The 18,091-nt window shown below is 65.8% G+C and carries 15 protein-coding genes; 6 read left to right on the top strand and 9 right to left on the bottom strand.

Features of this window, described 5'->3' with window-relative positions:
- Window positions 1–448 precede the first annotated feature (448 nt).
- The gene (locus tag WG923_RS14020) at window positions 449–1,432 is read right to left on the bottom strand and encodes a hypothetical protein (RefSeq protein ID WP_340351599.1); all 984 of its coding nucleotides are present in this window, start codon (window positions 1,430–1,432) and stop codon (window positions 449–451) included.
- A gap of 553 nt (window positions 1,433–1,985) precedes the next feature.
- On the opposite strand from WG923_RS14020, the gene WG923_RS14025 reads away from it, so the two are divergent.
- Window positions 1,986–2,336 carry a hypothetical protein gene (locus WG923_RS14025; RefSeq protein ID WP_340351600.1) on the top strand — a complete coding sequence of 117 codons (351 nt, stop codon included), beginning with the start codon at window positions 1,986–1,988 and terminating at the stop codon, window positions 2,334–2,336.
- Between the two features lie 84 nt (window positions 2,337–2,420).
- Here WG923_RS14025 and WG923_RS14030 read toward each other — a convergent pair whose 3' ends face one another.
- Window positions 2,421–3,512 carry a lipase family protein gene (locus WG923_RS14030; RefSeq protein ID WP_340351601.1) on the bottom strand — a complete coding sequence of 364 codons (1,092 nt, stop codon included), beginning with the start codon at window positions 3,510–3,512 and terminating at the stop codon, window positions 2,421–2,423.
- Between the two features lie 261 nt (window positions 3,513–3,773).
- Between WG923_RS14030 and WG923_RS14035 the strand changes: the two genes are divergently transcribed.
- Complete coding sequence (locus WG923_RS14035; protein WP_340351602.1) at window positions 3,774–4,172, top strand: hypothetical protein; 399 nt, start codon at window positions 3,774–3,776, stop codon at window positions 4,170–4,172.
- A 1,040-nt stretch (window positions 4,173–5,212) separates the two neighbouring features.
- On the opposite strand, the gene WG923_RS14040 is transcribed toward WG923_RS14035, so the two are convergent.
- From WG923_RS14040 to WG923_RS14060, 5 genes are all read right to left on the bottom strand, one after another.
- Window positions 5,213–8,314 (bottom strand): error-prone DNA polymerase, encoded by a 3,102-nt coding sequence (locus tag WG923_RS14040; protein ID WP_340351603.1) that lies wholly within the window; start codon window positions 8,312–8,314, stop codon window positions 5,213–5,215.
- 11 nt (window positions 8,315–8,325) lie between these two features.
- A complete protein-coding gene (locus WG923_RS14045; RefSeq protein ID WP_340351604.1) occupies window positions 8,326–8,523 on the bottom strand; it encodes a hypothetical protein in 198 nt (65 codons plus the stop codon).
- Between the two features lie 44 nt (window positions 8,524–8,567).
- The gene (locus WG923_RS14050; protein ID WP_340351605.1) at window positions 8,568–9,647 is read right to left on the bottom strand and encodes a Y-family DNA polymerase; all 1,080 of its coding nucleotides are present in this window, start codon (window positions 9,645–9,647) and stop codon (window positions 8,568–8,570) included.
- A complete protein-coding gene (imuA, locus tag WG923_RS14055) occupies window positions 9,586–10,407 on the bottom strand; it encodes a translesion DNA synthesis-associated protein ImuA (protein ID WP_340351606.1) in 822 nt (273 codons plus the stop codon). The genes WG923_RS14050 and imuA overlap by 62 nt, the downstream gene beginning before the upstream one ends.
- Window positions 10,408–10,738: 331 nt before the next feature.
- Window positions 10,739–11,656 carry a hypothetical protein gene (locus WG923_RS14060; protein WP_340351607.1) on the bottom strand — a complete coding sequence of 306 codons (918 nt, stop codon included), beginning with the start codon at window positions 11,654–11,656 and terminating at the stop codon, window positions 10,739–10,741.
- A gap of 143 nt (window positions 11,657–11,799) precedes the next feature.
- Between WG923_RS14060 and WG923_RS14065 the strand changes: the two genes are divergently transcribed.
- The gene (locus WG923_RS14065; protein WP_340351608.1) at window positions 11,800–12,228 is read left to right on the top strand and encodes a hypothetical protein; all 429 of its coding nucleotides are present in this window, start codon (window positions 11,800–11,802) and stop codon (window positions 12,226–12,228) included.
- 259 nt (window positions 12,229–12,487) lie between these two features.
- Here the strand turns inward: WG923_RS14065 and WG923_RS14070 are convergent, their stop codons facing one another.
- Window positions 12,488–13,678: an AAA family ATPase gene (locus WG923_RS14070; RefSeq protein ID WP_340351609.1), complete on the bottom strand. Its 1,191-nt coding sequence runs from the start codon at window positions 13,676–13,678 to the stop codon at window positions 12,488–12,490.
- A gap of 248 nt (window positions 13,679–13,926) precedes the next feature.
- Here WG923_RS14070 and WG923_RS14075 point away from each other — a divergent pair, with 248 nt between their 5' ends.
- Window positions 13,927–14,919, top strand: coding sequence for a GSU2403 family nucleotidyltransferase fold protein (locus WG923_RS14075; protein WP_340351610.1), 993 nt, complete (start codon window positions 13,927–13,929; stop codon window positions 14,917–14,919).
- Here the strand turns inward: WG923_RS14075 and WG923_RS14080 are convergent.
- Window positions 14,901–15,632 (bottom strand): phage integrase N-terminal SAM-like domain-containing protein, encoded by a 732-nt coding sequence (locus WG923_RS14080; protein ID WP_445322930.1) that lies wholly within the window; start codon window positions 15,630–15,632, stop codon window positions 14,901–14,903. The two genes, WG923_RS14075 and WG923_RS14080, sit on opposite strands and share 19 nt — an antisense overlap.
- A gap of 128 nt (window positions 15,633–15,760) precedes the next feature.
- Here WG923_RS14080 and WG923_RS30425 point away from each other — a divergent pair, with 128 nt between their 5' ends.
- Window positions 15,761–16,132 carry an SMI1/KNR4 family protein gene (locus WG923_RS30425; protein ID WP_445322931.1) on the top strand — a complete coding sequence of 124 codons (372 nt, stop codon included), beginning with the start codon at window positions 15,761–15,763 and terminating at the stop codon, window positions 16,130–16,132.
- 109 nt (window positions 16,133–16,241) lie between these two features.
- Window positions 16,242–17,852, top strand: a complete 1,611-nt coding sequence (locus WG923_RS14085) for an IS1182 family transposase (RefSeq protein WP_340351611.1) — start codon at window positions 16,242–16,244, stop codon at window positions 17,850–17,852.
- Window positions 17,853–18,091: the final 239 nt, after the last annotated feature.

Below are 18,091 nucleotides of genomic sequence, written 5' to 3' on the forward strand. Positions count from 1 at the left end.
CCGATAGCAAACCGCAAAATATATTGAAGGAGCACCTGCTTGGTCCTCGACGCACGGGCCCGTACATTGATCTTGCGCAAAGTGCAGAGCCCACCGACATCCCGAGTGTCATTGAGACGTCAGTCCGCACGATCGCCGGAGATTCACATGTCCAGGACCATCCTTCTCACCTGCCACGGGTGCAAGCACGTGGTGTATTCCGCTCCCGGCGGGCAGGCCCGAAACAGGGAGCCCCACTCGCGTTGTTCGGCGCTGTCGCGCGACATCCCCATGTTGATCGGCTCGCGAGAGAAGTGGCACGCGAGCCAAGTCCCCGAGGACTGCCCCGAGACAGGAAGCCGCGATCGCGAGGCCCTGCCTGGTGCCGCCGCTGCACTTGCCGCTCACAAGGAGCCGGCGGACGATGGGTGCTTCGGGTCGTGAGCAGGGCTCGCCGCTCGCGGTAGCCTTAACTCGCGCCCACGGAGATCGCCGCATCGAAGCCGGCATCGAGCGCCACATGCCGCGCCCTCCACTCATCCAACCCCGCCGGATGCCCGGCAGGTAGTTTGTCGCTCGTGACGAACACCTGGCCCAGCAGCTGTCCGTCGTCTCCGAAACGCCCTGGCGCGCTCACAGGGCGCATCTCCGAAATCGGCAGAAACTCCCGCAGGTCGGCCGGGCCGCTGGCGCCGGCCATGGACAGGGGCATCCACGCAATGGCGCCTGCGGCCGTGAGCCCCAGCGCGCCGAAGGGAGCGCCGATCACCACGTATTCGGCCATGACACCGCGCAAAGACTGGCCGAGGCTCGCGCACACGCCAGCTGCCGTGAGCGCGCGATGTTGCACCTCGTTGAGCGTGCTGCGCCAGATCTGGTCGGTGTCGGGGGCGCCCCCTTCCTGCGCAAGCAGCACGAAGTCCAGAATCCTCAGCGGAAACTCGGGCCCCTCCTTTTGCTCGAAGCGCTGGATGAGGCCTTCGTTGAAAGCCTGCACTGCCGTGGTAGTGCCTGCCTGTCCGGTCACCAGTGCCGCGTGTCCGCGCCAGTCGTGCGAATGCAGTTGGCGCAGTACGTCGGTCCCCAATCGCCCCCCTTCGAGGACTTGGTCGACCAGGCAGATCCTCGTGAGGCCAAAGCGCTCCGTCGCTCGCGCAAGGTAATGCATCACCGCGGCGGGGAGGTTGCCCCGCTCCGCAAGGAACGTCCTGACAAGATCCTGCTGCACCCAGGTATCCGCCGCCGCGAACGGGATCTCGGTGAGCAGATGTTCGAGCAGGCCCTCGGCCCGAGAGAAGGTCAGCACATCCCAGCTGCGCTCCAATACCCCCTTGAGCATGGCCCGGAAGACGGGATCGTCGTCCAGCAGCGCGACGCGACCCGGGCGGTGAAACAATGGCAGGCGCGCACCGCGGGGCACCACTGTCCGCTCCCGCACGTTGAGGAGCCCCATCACCAATGCTGCAGCCGGCCGACGGCGCGTTGCGGCCGAAGCCGAACCGCCTGCGGGCCAGCGAGCACGGCAAAGGCTCCGCCGCTGCCTGAACGCAGCGCCGAGGTCACTGCTCCCCGCTCGTCGTGCGCTCTTGCCTCCTGTGCATCGACATGCCGCGCGGCCGTCGCCCCGTCCAACCTGGGGCGGGCAGTGTTTCCCATTTTCGAGAGCATCCCTACTCCGTGAATTCAGTTTTCGGTGACGTAGATCGACGGAACGCAATATGTCTTGGGGTGACGAAGATCCCGATGAGGAAAGTCAATGAAGCGCGGATTTGAACTACAAACGACGTGGGCACACCACGTGGTGGGAGTGCGCCCCCCGAAGTACCACGAATGGCTCAATAGTCCGCCACTTTGTCTGCTTCGCAGCTCGGAAGTTGGGGCCGACGCATTTAGGATCCCCACGCGGCACACGGAGTCTTTCCCGTGCCTTTCTTATTGGTATGCCCGTCCGTTCGAACCTCGCAGGTAGCACTGAACTTCTGAACGAGGCCAAGCTGCGCTCCCTCGTGAAGCTGCAGCTGGTCGACGAGATCCTTGATTGCTACCTGCCCCTGCTAGCGGATTCGATCGCGTCCCTTCGAAAGGGCGTCGAGGAGGGGGCGTCCGACATCGTGGGTGCCACCTTGCACCTCCTCTTGGGCATGAGCGGGGAGGCAGGCGCCCAGCGACTTTACGAACACGTGCACGCCATCTACATGCCGATGCGCAAGCACGGCACCTGGCCTGCCGACCCGGACTGGCTTGCACAGCTCACCTCCGTGGCCTTGCAGACTGATCGCGCCTTGCGGCGATACTGCGAAGTGGCCCGTCTGCCACGGCAGACGACCACCGACCTCTGGGCGCTGCAGGCAATCTAGAGGGTCCCACGGCCAGACTCGGCCCATGTCACGCGCCCGGGCTTCTTTCAGTCAGGTGCCCACCTCCTAGCTGGCCCTCGGAACCTATTGCGGTGCGCGCGCTGGGACCGAAGAGGCTGCGCCTGGCGTGTTCATCACAGGGACATTGATTTCCTTGGCCATAAAGCACGCCAGGCTCTCCATGCCATGGGCATGCACCCAGCCGTCCGGCAACAAGGTGCGCCAGCTCCAGTTGTCCTTGTACCGAATATCGATCCAGTTCTGCCCTTGCTCGTTCAGGTCTGGGTTCAAATTCCCGAAGTGCAAGATGGAGCGCACGGTCGCCAAAATCTCGCCGCGGTTGTAGATGCGGTAGATCTTCAGTCCCTTGTACCGCAGGGTCTCGTCCTTGTGCTCCTGGAACGAGGGAGACGTGCGTTTACCTGAGACGGGGCTGGGGTCGAAACTGTAGATCTCTCGCACGCGCAGCTGGTCCGCGGGCAACTTCAGTTCATCCCAGACGTCGTAGGCGAAGCGCTGCGCCAGGCCTCCCCCCAGCGAGTGCCCCGTCGGGGTGATGCGCGCCGATGCCAACCACGCTTCGTCAGGGCGCTGCTGGCGTCGTCTGAACTCTCGGGCGAATGCCGGCACGAACCGAGAGGAGATCAACTCGTACTGGTCTTGGGCACCGAACCACGCCCCAACCCAGTGAAGGTTGGCCTTCCAATCCTGCAGATTGCGAAACTCCGTACCCCCAAAGGCGACGATGACCTCACCAGAGCGGCCTTCAGAGGGAGGACGACTCCACACTTCCACGCGTAGATGTTGCTCGCGCATGGCCTGCGCGAGAGAACGCATCTCTGGGTCGTTGAACGGCTGGTCCCCCAAAAGCTGCGGCAGCTCGAGCCAGCGCGTCCAGCCGATCGATCGCAGGAACGCATGCGGTTCGGCACACTCGGGCTCGGTGGGACGCTGGTAGGCCGCCAGGGACGCCCAGGCATACGGAAGATGCGTCCTTATTGCCGCTTTGGCATCTTCCAGCGGGGCGAGTTCCCCTCCGCTGGGACGTTGCCAGACTTCGTCAGACTTCTGCCTGAAGCTTGCACAACCGGATAGAACCAGGAGATACAACAGGAGTACCGCAGCTCCGATGGCGCCCGTGAAGCCGGTCATGACAGCACCCTCCGCGATGGTCATGACGATGCTACCCACGGCACCCTAGGCTGTGAACCCCAGTACAGGGTTGGACGAGCACTTCTCGGCGTGATAGGCGTCCGGGCGGAGCGAAGAGCGCTCGCCCGGCGCCCATGGAGCGCATGCGCGGTCGCAACTGGGCGCCGGCCACGGGCGGCGTTCGCGGAGATCGATGCGCACGGAAAGCACCCCCTGCTTGACGCTGTGCACCCCTCAAGTAGTCTACGTTTCAAGCCTGCACGGGCTTGCCCGTGCCCGCGGCATATGACGACCCAGGAACTCACCACCCCTCAGCGCAATTGCCTGCTGTCGATCTTCGCAGCCCACCCGGCGCCGTATGAGATCCGGGGCGCCGGCACGCTTCCCAAGCGCCTGTGCGCGCTGGGCCTGGCAAAGGAGATCGAGGCGCGGCCGTTAACGCGGCGCTTCAGCCTCACGGAGGCTGGCGTGGAGCGGGCCACCAGGCTCGCCGCGCGGCGCCTGGCGGACGCGGTCCAGGCGGGCGCGGCCCGGCACGCGGAGTCGCTTGCCAGCGCCTTGGGGGCTGGGGGACCTGCCGCAGTGGTGGTACCCCCCGGCAAGCCGCCTCAGTGGCCGTTCCCGGTGTCCGCGCACGCGTGGTCACCCGAGGCCGCGATGACCGGGTCTCGACTGCGCGGCTGACACCGCTGCGCGCCTGTGAGCTGGCCGGGAGCGTCGCGAGCGTGTCGTACGCACATGGCAGCGGCTACTGCCAAGGGGCGAGAAGCCAGGACGCCAGGTGGCACGCTTCCAGCAGCCAGATGGCCAACCGCGCGATGCGGTACCAGCGGGAGCGGGCTACGCAGCGCCTCGCGCGACGGAGCTGGCGCACGACAGCGGACAAGGTTGAACAGGGACGGGACTTCACGACGCACTCCTAAGAGGTGGATGGGCTTCGTGTAGTCACCGAGTTCGGAAATGCGATCCTGGGAGACCTAAAACCGGGCCTTAAGGCGTCCGGAGTGGCTGCTTCTACCGGGCCGTCAGAAATTTGCCAGCGTCAGGTTTCGCCACAGTTCACCGGGGTCACATGCACTGGGATGGTCGAGGTCGTGCGCGGCTGCTTGGCCCAGACCCACCGCGCACCCTTAGCTTGCGCCTCAGGCCTGGCTTCAATGTCTGAACGACTTTCGCCATGAGGGGTGGATCGGCGATTTTGCAGAGCATTCGGCCCCGGGTCGCACATCATCGCCCGCCAGGGTTGGTGGTCATGTGCCAAGAAACTTATTGCGTCAGATCAATGTCCCTTCGCAGCAGCACACTCGATTGGAGTGGCCGCGCAAAGATAGCGAGTTGCTGAAAGCGTGCTTCTCGGTACCGTTCTTGACCAAGGAGAACCGAATGGACGGATGGTCGATCAGGTTTTGCGCGGGCACAACCGCAACTAGGTTAACGCTTCAAAGCGGACCTTCACGCGACGACAACGACGTCTGGGGTGAATGGAAGAGAGGTGGCCCAGATGAATTCCGGTTGCCAGACAAGCAACAGCAATTTTCTAAGCTGTTCTTCCAGATAGGGAATCCGGAAGAACAAGACGTAGAGTGCTGCGTGATGTACGACGGACAATGCAAGTACCACTTTTCGTTCGACGGCTCGCACTCAACGGAGACCGTCGAGACTTCCGACAGCGACGAGTGCCCTTGTTAATAGTGCACGGGAAGAGGTATTGCCGAGTCTGGGATCTATCGAAAGTCCCTGCTCTCCGCGCTCCCCGCCAGCCTTCCCAGCAGCGGCGTGAGGTCCTCGAGCTCGCGCGCAACTAGGTTGCGCACATCTCCCTCGCGCTGCCACACGCCGGTCACGGCTAGCAGCTTGGCGCGCAGCAACACGTCTCGCTGCTCCTCGCGGATGCTCTTCCAGCAGATCACCTGCAGCACGCCAGTCTCGTCCTCAAGGGACACGAAGATGGTGCCGTTGGCCGTGCTGGGCTGCTGCCGCAGCGTGACGATGCCGCAGGCCCGCACGCGCCGGCCATTCGGGAGGTCGTGCAGGTCTGCGGCCGTCTTCAGGCCGCGCCCCGCCAGCGTGGGGCGCAGCAGCGCGAGGGGATGGCGCCGCAGCGTCAGGCCCATGGAGGCGTAGTCAAAGACGATCTCCTCACCTTCCGGCGCAGGCGGAAGCTCCAGGATCTCCTCCTCGATCGGAGCGTCGCGCAGCAACTCCGGCGCCGGCCGCAGCGCCGCGGCGTCCCAGACCTGCTGCCGCCTGTGGCCCGAGAGGCTCTGGAGCGCGTCGGCGGCGGCCAGCAGCTTCATCTCGTGCTGCTGCAGGCCCGCGCGGCGCGCCAGGTCGTCGGCGCTGTCGTAGGGCGCGCTCGCGCGCGCCCGCACGATGCGCTGCGCCGACTCGCCCTTGAGCTTGTCGATCATGCGGAGACCCAGGCGCACCGCCGGCGCGTGGGGCAGGTCCTCCAGCGTGCAATCCACGTCGCTGGCCATCACGTCGACCGCGCGCACGTCCACGCCGTGGCGTTTCGCGTCCTGCACCAGCTGCGAGGGCGAGTAGAACCCCATGGGCTGGGAGTTCAGGAGCGCGGCGAGGAACTCCGCCGGGTGGTGGCGTTTGATCCAGCAGCTCGCGTACACCAGGAGCGCGAAAGACGCGGCGTGGCTCTCGGGGAAGCCGTACTCACTGAAGCCGTGAACCTGCTGCCACACCTGCTTTGCGAATTCCGCCTCGTAGCCGCGCGCGATCATTCCGTCCACCAAACGGTCGTGGTACTTCTCCAGCCCGCCCTTGCGCTTCCACGCGGCCATGGCGCGACGCAGGCCGTCCGCCTCGCCCGCTGTGAAGCCGGCGGCGATCATGGAGATCTGCATCACCTGCTCCTGGAACACTGGCACGCCCAGCGTGCGGCCCAGGGCGGCCTTCAGCGCCTCGCTGGGATAGATCACTTCTTCCTTGCCCATCCGGCGATTCAGGTACGGGTGCACCATGCCACCCTGGATCGGGCCCGGGCGCACGATGGCGACCTCGATCACGAGGTCGTAGAAGGTGCGTGGCTTCAGCCGGGGCAGCATCGACATCTGCGCCCGACTCTCGATCTGGAAGACGCCCACCGTGTCGGCCTTGCACACCATGTCGTAGGTGGCGGGGTCTTCCGCAGGCACGTCCTGCAGGCCGAAGACGAAGCCCTTCCTCTGGCTGATGAACTCCAGCGCCTTGCGGATCGCGGTGAGCATGCCCAGGGCCAGCACGTCCACCTTCAGCAGGCCCAGCGCGTCCAGGTCGTCCTTGTCCCACTCGATCACTGTGCGATCGACCATGGAGGCGTTCTCGATCGGCACCATGCGCGAGAGCGGCCCGCGCGTGAGCACGAAACCGCCCACGTGCTGCGACAGGTGCCGCGGGAATCCCATGATCTGCCCGGTGAGCTCCAGCATCTGGCGCACCTGCAGGTCGTCGGCGGACAGGCCCAGGGCGGCCAGTTCCTCCTCGCGCACGGCCGCGGCGTCCCACCACATGTGGTCCTTGGCCAGCGCGTCGACCACGTCGGGATCGAAGCCGAGCGCCTTGCCCACGTCGCGGATCGCGGACTTCGGGCGATAGCTGATCACCGCGGCCGCCAGCGCGGCGCGGTCCCGGCCGTACTTCGTGTACAGGTACTGGATGACCTCCTCGCGCCGCTCGTGCTCGAAATCGATGTCGATGTCCGGGGGCTCGTTGCGCTCGCGGGAGATGAAGCGCTCGACCAGCGTGCTCATGCGGTCCGGGTCCACCTCCGTCACGCCCAGGCAGAAGCACACCACGGAGTTCGCAGCCGACCCGCGACCCTGGCACAGGATCTGGCGGGACCTGGCGAAGCGCACGATGTCCTGCACCGTGAGGAAGTACATCTCGTAGCGCAGGTCCGCGATGAGAGCGAGCTCGTGCTCGATGAGCGTCTGCACCTTCTCGGACAGTCCGTCCGGCCACCGCTGCCCTGCCCCCTCGTACGTGAGCCTGCGAAGGTAGCTCTTGGGCGTCTCGCCTTCGGGGACCACCTCCGAGGGGTACTGGTACTTCATCTGCTCCAACGTGAATTCGCACAGTTCCGCGACGCGCAGCGTCTCCTGCAGCAGGTCCTCGGGATAGAGCTGCGCCAGGCGCAGGCGCGTGCGCAGGTGCCGCTCCGCGTTGGGCTGCAGCGCCTCGCCGCACTCGGTGAGGGGCTTGCGCACGCGGGTGGCGGTGAGCACGTCCTGCAGAGGCTTGCGCGATCGAACGTGCATGTGCACATCGCCGGCGGCCACGAGCGGGATGCCCAGACGCGCGCTCGCCTGGCGCAGCATGTGCAGCCACATCTCGTCGCCCAGTACCCGCTCGCGCAGCGCGATCATCCAGCAGCTGCCCGCGAACCGCTCCACGGTCCACGCTGCCACCTGGTCGATCTCCAACTGCTTCAGGCCGCGCCGCGGCGCCACCAGAACCAGGCAGTCATCCAGCTCCGAACCGGTCACCTGGTCGGCGTGCAGCGAGTAGGTGCCCTTCTCGGAGGCGCGCCGCAGGTGGGTGATGAATTCGCACAGGTTGCCGTAGCCGGCCAGGTTGCGCGCGAGCACCACCATCGTGAAGGCCGCAGCGGCCTGCACCTCGAACTGCGCGCCCACGAGCAGCTTCAGTCCGTGCTCCTTGGCGGCGACGTGCGCGCGCACGATGCCTGCCATGGAGCACTCGTCAGTGATGGCCAGGGCCGCATAGCCCAACTCCTTGGCGCGCTCCACCAGTTCCTCCGCGTGGCTCGCGCCGCGCAGGAAGCTGAAGTTGGAGAGACACCAGAGCTCGGCGTACTGCGTCGGGATCATGGTCGCGGCGTTCAGGCGAACACGCCGTGCAGGTACCAGGCGGACTTGTCCTCGCCCAGGCGGGTCTGGAAGATCCACAGCACTCCGGCGTGCTGGCTCAGGGCCACCCAGTAGTCGCGCACCACGTTCTGCGCGGTGGTGCCGCCGCCGGCGTCCGGCAGCCGGTGCCACCACCCCCCTTCAAGGCGATGCGGCCCTGACAGGAGCACCAGGGGCCCCTGGTAGACGGGGCGATCACCGCGCGACGCAAGCTTCAGGGGCTCGGCCAGGCGGTAGGCGGGCTGCGGCAGGCGCGGGCGCGGCGTGGGCCGGCGCGGCTGCGCTCCTGCGCCGGCTGCCAGTGCACCATCCATTCCATCCGGTGGTCCTCCCGCGCCACGGGCCGCAGCACCCGCTCGGGCCCCAGGCGCGCGGCGACGCGTTCCAGCACCAGGGCCAGCGACTCGCTGGACTGGGTGGGGTCCGGCAGCAGCGCAGTGCTTTTCTCCTCCAGCGCCTGCACATCGTCGGCCACGAGCTCGAGGTCGCCCACGGGGGCCTTGAGCTGCACCTTGGCCAGGTGCTCCGCGAGAAGGCGGCACAGGTGCTCCACGTTGCGGGTGATCTCCGCCGTGCGGATCGTGAGCTCGCCTCCGTCGCCGGCCGTCTTCGATCGCATCGCATCGTGGGCCCAGCGCAAGGTATAGGAGGTGATGCCGCTGCGCCGCGCCGCGAGCCACCCACACAGCTGCATCAGCAGTCGGCGTGCGCCGAACAGGAGCGCCGGTGCCAGCTCCACCCGCGACATCAGCTCCAGCCGCTGCGCGAAGCGATCGGGAATTGGCACCCACGCGTGGCTTTCCGGGCGCAGTCCATAGGCCTGATCCATCGCCAGCAGCACCGCGGCGTCGAAGCGCCGGGAAATGCCGCCTCGCGGCAGCGCGCGAACGTCCCCCAATGTGCGGCAGCCCAGGCGGGCGAGCGTCGCCTCGTGCGCGCGCGCCGCGGTCAGCGTCGGGAAGGCCAGCGCGTCCAGCACCTGCTGCAGGGGCTTGGCGAAGCCGTTGGTGGCGCCGGCGCGCGCCAGGGCCAGCGCCGCCAGGCTGGTCGGCGCCCAGCTGGGCGCGGCGAGGCCCAGCTCCGCTGCTTCGGCCTTGATGCGCTCGACCAGCCGCCGGCGGCCGCCGAACAGGCGCGCGCTCGCCTCCAGCTCCATCGCGATGGCCGATTCCTCGAGGATCGCGACGCGCGGGGTGTACTGAAGCGCCCAGGTCGCGATGCCCTGCAGGGCCTCAAGCGAGGGCGAGCTGCTTGGCGGGTCGGCGGCTGGGTGCAGCACTGCCCACAGCGGCATCCACGGCCTCCGGAACCTGGAACATGCGGCTGGGCGCGAGCAGCCGCGGCGTGAGCACCGCTTCGAGCCCGCCGGGGATTGACGGCAGCCGCAGTGGCGCGGCGTGCGCCGGCCCGCGGCGCTTGAAAACGTCCACCACCAGCTCCCAATCGAGCCCGTAGGTGGCGTGCACCCTCAGCGGCGCGGCCGACGACTCGTGGCGAGCCGCCTCCGGCCGGCACAGGAACACCGTGGCGTCGCAGCCCTGGGAGCACACCTGAAGCCGGCGGATCTGCTCCTGGCGGGCCTGCGGCAGCCACGCGAGCACCGCGCCCACCGAGTTGGACTTGATCAGCTGCTCGGTGACCCACAGGCGCTCCGCCGGCGTGCTGGCCTGGATCCACACCAGCTTGCGCTCATCGAGGCCGGCGTGAAGCAGCCCTGGCAGGTGGGGCGGCTTGGGCGGGCCCACGAGAATCACTTCCCGACCGGCCGCCACGGCGCTGGCCAGGCCGCCTGCGAGCAGGCGCCACTCCAGCACCGCCGGCTGCGGCGTCAGGATCTCCGTGATCGATCGTAGCGGCCAGCCACCGCCGGGAAGCTCCCGGTCCAGGGCTTCCCATCCAGACGGGACCGCTTCGCCGATCTGCGAGCCCAGCTCGCTGCCCTTCCAGACACCCTTCGGAAGCTCCCCTTCACGCACGGCCGCGCGTGCCCTGCGTGGTGGCGGGGCCGGCTCGGCGGGGTCTTCTGCCCACTCCAGGGCGGCGAGGTTCGACATGACTAGATACTGGCTATGCGTACAGTATCCCACGTGCCCTTGCCTCGGCGGATACGCCTGTGACCGACGGACCGCACTAGAGCGGAATTTCACACAGAGCGGCAGCTGCTGAGCTAAGGCGACTAGGCTCAATTAGGGTGACTGCCGGTTATCTTGATTAATATTTAGATAACCAACGTGTCTAAGAACTACTGTTGCCGGCGAGTCCATTGAAGCGAGTCTCACCTTCCTGGCGCGCGACAAGGTCGACGCCAGCATCTGCGCAACCCAGGTTGCTGCGGTACGCCACCGCATCCGCAACCGCACGGGCGACCGAGAAGGAGGATGGCGGCTAGAGCGTGCCGGCGAGCGTCCGCAGGGCCTTGTAGCCCTGATGGTCCATGCGGACTTTGGATGCATCGCAGAACTGCTCGAACTTGTGCCAGTTCAGGGGCTTCGCGAACTTGGCCGCGTCTTCGGTGAAGACCTCGGCCTGTTGCACGATCCCCGCCATGTCGGCGTATTCGCGCAGCCGCTGCTCCAGTTGCCGATAGGGCATGGCCAAAAGCGCTTCCGGCTGGATGTCGGTGAGCGGCACGATCACCTTGAACTTCAAGGTGCGCGCCAGCTCCCGCGCATTCACGGTCGCTGCATAGATGCCCTCGATGTGGCCCTTGGTCTCGCGCACCGCCTTCTGCCCGCCGGCCATCGCACGCTCGTCTTCCGTGAGATCCCGGTAGTAGGCAAGCGAGCCGCGCTGCTTCACGCACTCCCAGAACGCGCGCTTCACCGGCCCGTAGCCATCCAGCGTCGCTACGATCTTGGCCACTTGGTCGGCGGCTGGCTGCAGCGCGTCGAACGCGGCTCGCGCCTGCTTCAGGGTAGCCTCCCGCGTGGTGAGAACGCGGGCCAGCACGTCTTGCAGCGCCTCCACCTTGCGCTGCGTCTCGAACTGCTCGTACATAGCGTGCCAGTCCGCGCCGAACAGCGTTTTCCCGCAGCAATGCCCGATGTTGGTCTCTAGGCCGGCCGCGTTCCGGATCACATAGCCGGCTCCGTGGAGTGTCTTGCAGTTGGAAAACCCGCACCGCAGCCAGTTCACCTTCTTGAAGCCGTAGCCGCCGATGATCCGGAACGGTGTTCCCTCACGAGGAGGGAGGTTTGCCCGGAACCCTGGGCGACCCTGAAAGTCTTTTGGCGTCTCGAAGCGAATGAGCCGTTCCGCAGTCGCGGTCGGGGCGGAGGTGACTTCGAGAGGGCTCTGACTCATCAACCCTGTACGTTAATACAGATGAGCTATTCTTGCAAGTCCCTGACAGGGCTTCGGCCGAAAATCGAATCCTTCAAGAATAACGACTCAAGAGTTACTGCAGGTGGTCGCTGTTCCGGGCCCTGGTGCCCTGGTGCGCCGGCATGTTCGCCAGCGTCTCGTTGGCCTTCTTCTGCTCCGCGATTCTCAGGTGTCGCTGCGCCACCGAGATCGAGATCTCGACGTTCTTCGCCAGGAAGCCGCCCTGTTCGCGCGCGGCGAACGATTTGTGCGACCAAAACAGGCAGGCCAGCGCGAAGAGAGGCAGCAGGTACAGCCCGTGCGAGCGGAGCGCCGGCCGTGGAACTCACAGGGACAGGTCGCCCTCGGGCGAATCATCCGCTCTTTGGGGTGCCAGCATCGATGACAAGACCAGCAATTTCAAGATGGAGACCAGCCACAAACCGCGCAAGGAACTGGCGACCCAGGGCGCCGCCTGGTCGACCAAGGGCTACTACGAGGCCATAGTCGCCGGCGGGCCTCAGGGCCAGCCGCGCCTCCATGCCGCTAAGTGGTCGATTCTCTTTGGATGAGTTCCACCTGGTAGTTGTCCACCTAAAACATGGAACTGGCGCTGGAGGTCCCATAACGACGCTCCTCGTAATGAAGGCCAACGAGGCGCTCGTACCGATACCCGCTGCCGCCACCCGCAAGATCCCCGGGCGGGAGCACGTGAAGCACATCACCGTCGAGGGCGAGAACGTGCACCGAAAGATCGGCGTGAACGCGAGGCACGCCGGCCCTGAATTTCTTGTTCAGGCCACGACGCACGTCACCGCTCCACCCAGCCGCTCACGCCGGCCGCTCTCGTTCGCGCTCGACCCGTTGCTGGGTGCCAGGCACGCCGTCGAGCATCCCGTGGCTGGCCATCACGTCCGCCAGACTGCTCTCTTCCAGCGCGTACACCCCGCGAGCCGCACGCCACACGAGCGCCTTCTCCTGCAACGCAAGCAGCGCCGTCTGGACCTGCGCCACGTCCAGCATGGCGGCAGGGTCGCCGGTGAGCCCCTTCAGCACGTCGCCATAGGCGGTGAGGGTTGCTGCCTCGAAGGGTGCATAGCCCCTGCCGCGGCCGGCCAGCACGCGCAACACGGTTGCCTGCGCCGGGGTGAGGCTGTGCACGACACGCAGCAACTCCTGGCTGCTCTCTTCGATCTGCTTGCGCACCGCAGCGCGGAAGCGTTCGCGAACCTCCTCCGGTCGCAGCTCGAAGTCGAATCGCAGTTCGTCTGCAGCGGCCCCGAGAATCTCCGGCCGGTTCGCGGCCTCCTTGAACAGCGTAAAGGTGTCGTCCACGTCCAGCGGCGCGGCGAGCCCCGCTCCCGCGCAGAACCATTCCACGTAGTCCCTCCCGAGCGGGGGAAACGAGATCAGCGGCGCGCCGAAGAATGCCTGGTCGCGACTGGAGCGCAGCATGGAGAGCTTGTCGCGGTTCGAACCTGTCGCCACCAGGCGCAGGCCGTGGTGCGCACTGCTGTTGAGCTCGTCGCGCGCGGCCTTCAGGGCGAAAAGGGCGTCGCTGCCCATTTCGCTCGTGATGGCGTGTTGGGCTTCGTCGATGATCAAGGCGATCGGCCGCTTCTCCTCGTCCGAGAGTGCCGCCAGCGCGTCGGAAAGCGACACCCCGTCACCGAGCCCCACCTGCTGGAGGTTGAACCCCACGCCGGCGACGGAAACCTTTTCGAGGCCGGTGTTGCGCGCCAGGCGCTTCAGGGCACTCTCATGCTTGGCCAGCTCCGACCGCACGGCGTTGACGATCACCACGCCCGGGTCGGCCTTCTTGTCCTTCCACAAGTCGACGTACACCACCAGGGCGCCTGCCGACTCCAGTTCCGGGCGCAGATCCTCCCGCAAGAAGGTGGACTTCCCAGTGCGGCGCGGCGCCGCCAGGAACAGGCCCGACCCGGCCGCCGAGCCTGGCGCGACGTGTAGGATTTTCTTGGCCAGGTCGGCGGCAAGCTGGGTTCGGTGGAAGACTTCCATGAAGCGGCCTCGCTCCCCGGGATGGGGCTATAGGGTCGATTATGGTGAATTAGGGTCGATTATGGAACTGTCGCCGCTTCTTATGCGCATGTCGGCCTTTTATCTCGCGCGCATATTCTATAGCGCTATATAGAGTCCTCTGGTTCGTACCGGGGCGCAGCGTTTGCGGACAGGATTGGGCAACCGTAGATGATTGAATTTATTCGACTTTCCTAGTAATCTCCCAATCACATTAATCGCTCGGAAACGTGTTCCAGTTCATCGACCTTGAAGAGAAGCAACTGCGTCAGCTCAGCGACGCCGCCGCTGCGTGGGCGAACTACGTTCGCGCCAAGGCTGAGGCTGCCGAGGTCCGCGGATCTATGCGCTGGAAGACAGTGGACGGCCGCGTCTACCTCATCCGCGTGAGCCCCTCTGGCGGCGAGACCAGTCTGGGCCCCCAGGACGACAGGACACAGGCGATTTACGCCGCTTTCCACTCACGAAAGGCGCCGGCGGAAGCCAGGCTCAAGGCCATGAAGGCAACCCTGGAGGAGCAGCGCCGGCTGAACCGCGCATACCGCGTCGGGCGGACGCCGGCCGTCGTGGTGCGAAGCCTGGCCGCCCTGGACCAGGCGGGGCTCTCCGACCAGTTCCTGACCGTCGGCACCCATGCGCTGTACGCCTATGAGACGGCGGCCGGCGTGCGCGTCGAAGCCGGCGCCCTGGCGACCATGGACCTCGACCTCCTGTTCGAGGCTGCGAAGTTCCGGGCATACAGCTCGCGCCTGAAGCGCAGCGACGCGCGATCGCTGATCGAGGTATTTCGGCGAGCCGACCCGACCTTCAAGGTGAAGAGTGACCAGTTGCAGACCGCGGTCAACGATCCGGGCTTCGAGATCGACATCATCCGGCGGTACGCCACCGCCGGCGATCCGCACCCGCTGCGCATGTCGGATGACGAGAACGACTTCTGGGCGGTCCAGGCGGACCAGGGAGAGCAACTGGCCAGCAGCCGCAAGTTCGAGCACCTCGTGATCGCACCCACTGGCGAGATGGCCATGATGCGAACGCTCCATCCTCTGGACTTCGTACGCCTGAAGCTACAGCTGGCGCAGCGCCCCGGCCGCGACCCGCACAAGGCACCCAAGGACCGCCTGCAGGCGCGCGTCGTGCAGGAACTGTGGGACGGCTACTTGCAACACCTGGAACGCCCGGAGGAGCCGCCACGTCGCGAACACCCTCAGTCCGAAAGACGCTGAGCCGGGGGCGCTGCGGTCAGCCGCCTCCATTCCCCTGGTTTGACCTGTGCTGCAGCGCCTGCATCATCAGGCGCGCGTTCACCTGCCCCTGGTCCTCGTAGTTGGTGTTGAAGACCACGTGCACCGCGGCCGCCTTGCTGGCCAGCGATTCCACCGGTTGCGTGAGGTCCTCGATCTCCTTTCCGCTGTACCACCTCACGCACTACGATTGCGCGTCGGTCGAAGTCCAGGTCCTTGACCCGCAGCGTGAGTCCCTCCATGAGGCGCATGCCCGTGCCGTACAGCAGTTGCGCAAGAAGCCGCTCCTGCCCACCCAGGAGCGTGAGCACGGTTGTGATCTCCTCCTTGGTCAGCACCGCGGGAATTCGCTTGCGTTGCGCGGGGCGACCGATTTCTTCCAACCACGGCAGTTCCTGGGTGAGAACCTCGCGGTACAGAAAAAGGATTGCACTGAGCGCCTGCTTGTGCGTGGAGGTGGAAACCCGGCGCTCGTTGGCCAGCATGGTCAGAAAGGCCTCAACTTCCTGCCTACCCATGTCGCGCGGATGCCGCAGGCCGCTCCACCGAATGAAGTAGCGCAGCCAGTACACGTAGGCCTTCTCAGTTGCCTGGCTATAGTGAAGGTACCGAATGCGCTCTCGCACCTGGTCAAGCAGGCGCGTCGAGGCGAACGCGGGAGCGGCGACTTTGGCAGCACAGTTATACCTGTACATTTATACAGTATGCTACCCGGCGACCAGCGCCAGAACTGGGTTTTCCCTGCCTCGCCGTCCAAGGTTATTCGCCGGCGTCGAAGGGTATCGACGCATATCGGCGGGTACTTCACGTTAGGTCGCTTACCGTGGCAGCTCCAGACTACTATCGCCCACCGGCCGACGCCGAGATCGATGTCGCTGAGGCGCGGCTTCAGTTCCCCTTCCCGCGGGAGTATCGTGAGTTCCTCAAGACGGGCGGAGACGTTGGGAACGCCTTGTTCGAGCCGGCGCTGGTACTACCTGGCTCGGGACACCTTGATCTGTGCGAGATTGCGGAGACGGCCTGGGGAGCAATTGGGGTGCCGCGGAATCGGCTCCCCTTCATTGAGGACAACGGCGACTATTTCTGTCTGACGCCCGAAGGGGAAATCCTGTACTGGTCGCACAATGGCTCGAGCAATGAGCGTTGGCCTAGCTTCGAGTCTTGGTACCGTCAGGTGTGCATTGAGCGCCGCTGAATCACAGCGACCTAACAAGTCGATCGACACGGACGTCCTATCGGCCGGCTTCGCCGGCCTACTGTCCGCCGGTCATCTCCAACGTTGAGCCTGTGCAAAAACCCTCCCGTTGATCGGCGACTCGTCATCGCGCAACCCTGTTGAATCGTTTGCGGAGGCATCGCTCCCCGACTTAGGCGCCATGCCCCGCTACAAGCCCGTTCACCGCGATCCGCTGCTGCTGCCGGTGGTGCTTGCCGAGCAGATCCAGCCAGGCACCTTCGAGTTCGCTCTCGATCACTTGGTCGACCACGAGCTGGACCTGTCCGCATTGGACGCGAAGTTCCGCAACGACGAGACTGGCGCCAGTGCCTACGATCCGCGCGTGATGCTCAAGATCGTGCTGCTCGCGTACAGCCGGGGGCTGAACACCAGCCGCAGGATCGAAGCGGCTTGCCGGCAGAACGTGGTGTTCATGGCCCTCAGCGGTGACTCGCAACCGAGCTACACGCATATCGCCAAGTTCGTGCGCGAACTGGCTGACCAGATCCAGCCGCTGTTCACGCAGGTGCTGCTGGTGTGCGATCGCCAGGGGCTCATCGGGCGGCAGATGTTCGCCTTCGACGGGGTGAAGCTGCCGTGCAATGCCAGCAAGGAGCGCAGTGGCACGCACGCGGAGCTGCGCCATCGTGCCGAGCGCCTGGACAAGGCGGCAAGCAAGATGATCGAGCTGCATCGCAGTCGCGATGGGGCCGACGACGCAGACGAAGGTGCAGGCGGCGCAGCGCGCCAGCGGCGCATCGACGATCTGCACCGCGAGGCGCAGGCCATGCGCGAGTTCCTGGCGCGCGAGCAGCCGCGTCGCAATGCCAAGGGCCAGGAGCTGAAGTCCAACGTCACGGACAACGACAGCGCCAAGATGGCCACCAGCAAGGGCGTCATCCAGGGCTACGCGGCGCAGGCGGCGGTGGACGCAAGCCATCAGGTGATCGTGGCGGCCGACGTGATCGGCTCTGGCTCGGAACAGTCGATGCTGCTGCCCATGATCGGGCAGGCGCAAGCGCTGGCTGGCGAGCGCACCGTGATGACGGCCGATGCGGGCTTTCACAGCCACGAGAACATGCGCGCGCTGCACGAGGCGGGCATCCCGGCGCTGGTGGCCGATGGCCAGATGCGAAAGCGCGACGAGCGCTTTGCGAACCAGCAGCGGCATCGCGATAAACCGGAGCCCTTGCATGACAAGACGAAGGTGCAGGACAAGCCGATTCGTCTGTTCCGTCCTTCGGACTTCATCGTGGACGTGCAGGGCAATTGCTGCATCTGCCCCGCGGGCCAGAGCCTGTACAGCAGTGGCAGCCGCTGCCGCATCAACGGGCGGATCGCTCACAGGTACAAGGGGACACAGGGCGCATGCGGGCTTTGCGCGATGCGTTCGCAGTGCCTGCGCCATCCCGAGCACACGCCGGTGCGGCAGGTAGCGCTCTTCGCCAGCGGCCCGCAAAGCGGCCACGCGGCCACCGAACTGATGAAGCGCGCGATCGACTCGGCGAGGGGCCGGGCGATCTACAGTCAGCGCATAGCCACGGTGGAACCGGTGTTCGGCAACATCCGCCACACCAAGCGGCTGGACCGATTCACGCTGCGCGGCAAGGAGAAAGTGGGCACGCAATGGCGGCTTTATTGCCTGGTGCACAACATCGAGAAACTCGCGCGCAGCGGCTCGGAGGAAAGCAGGCGATGAGAAGCGCGTTGAAGACCGCACAAAGACTTGCCAGAGCGCCCCAGGATGCCAGAATGAGTCCGGAGATCGCAATGAGCTCAGATCATCGAGGAGAAGCGATGCAAAAGGTCAACTTGTTCCCAGGGCACTGCGTGCGCGGCGAGGATCGGGTTTTTGCACAGCCTCGTTGTTGAGGCTGTGCAAAAACCTGCCGTCGATCGGCAGGCGGTCATCTGCAAGGGTGGTTGAATCGTTTGCGG

The organism is Ramlibacter sp. AN1133 (genome assembly GCF_037890035.1).
GTDB lineage: Bacteria > Pseudomonadota > Gammaproteobacteria > Burkholderiales > Burkholderiaceae_C > Ramlibacter.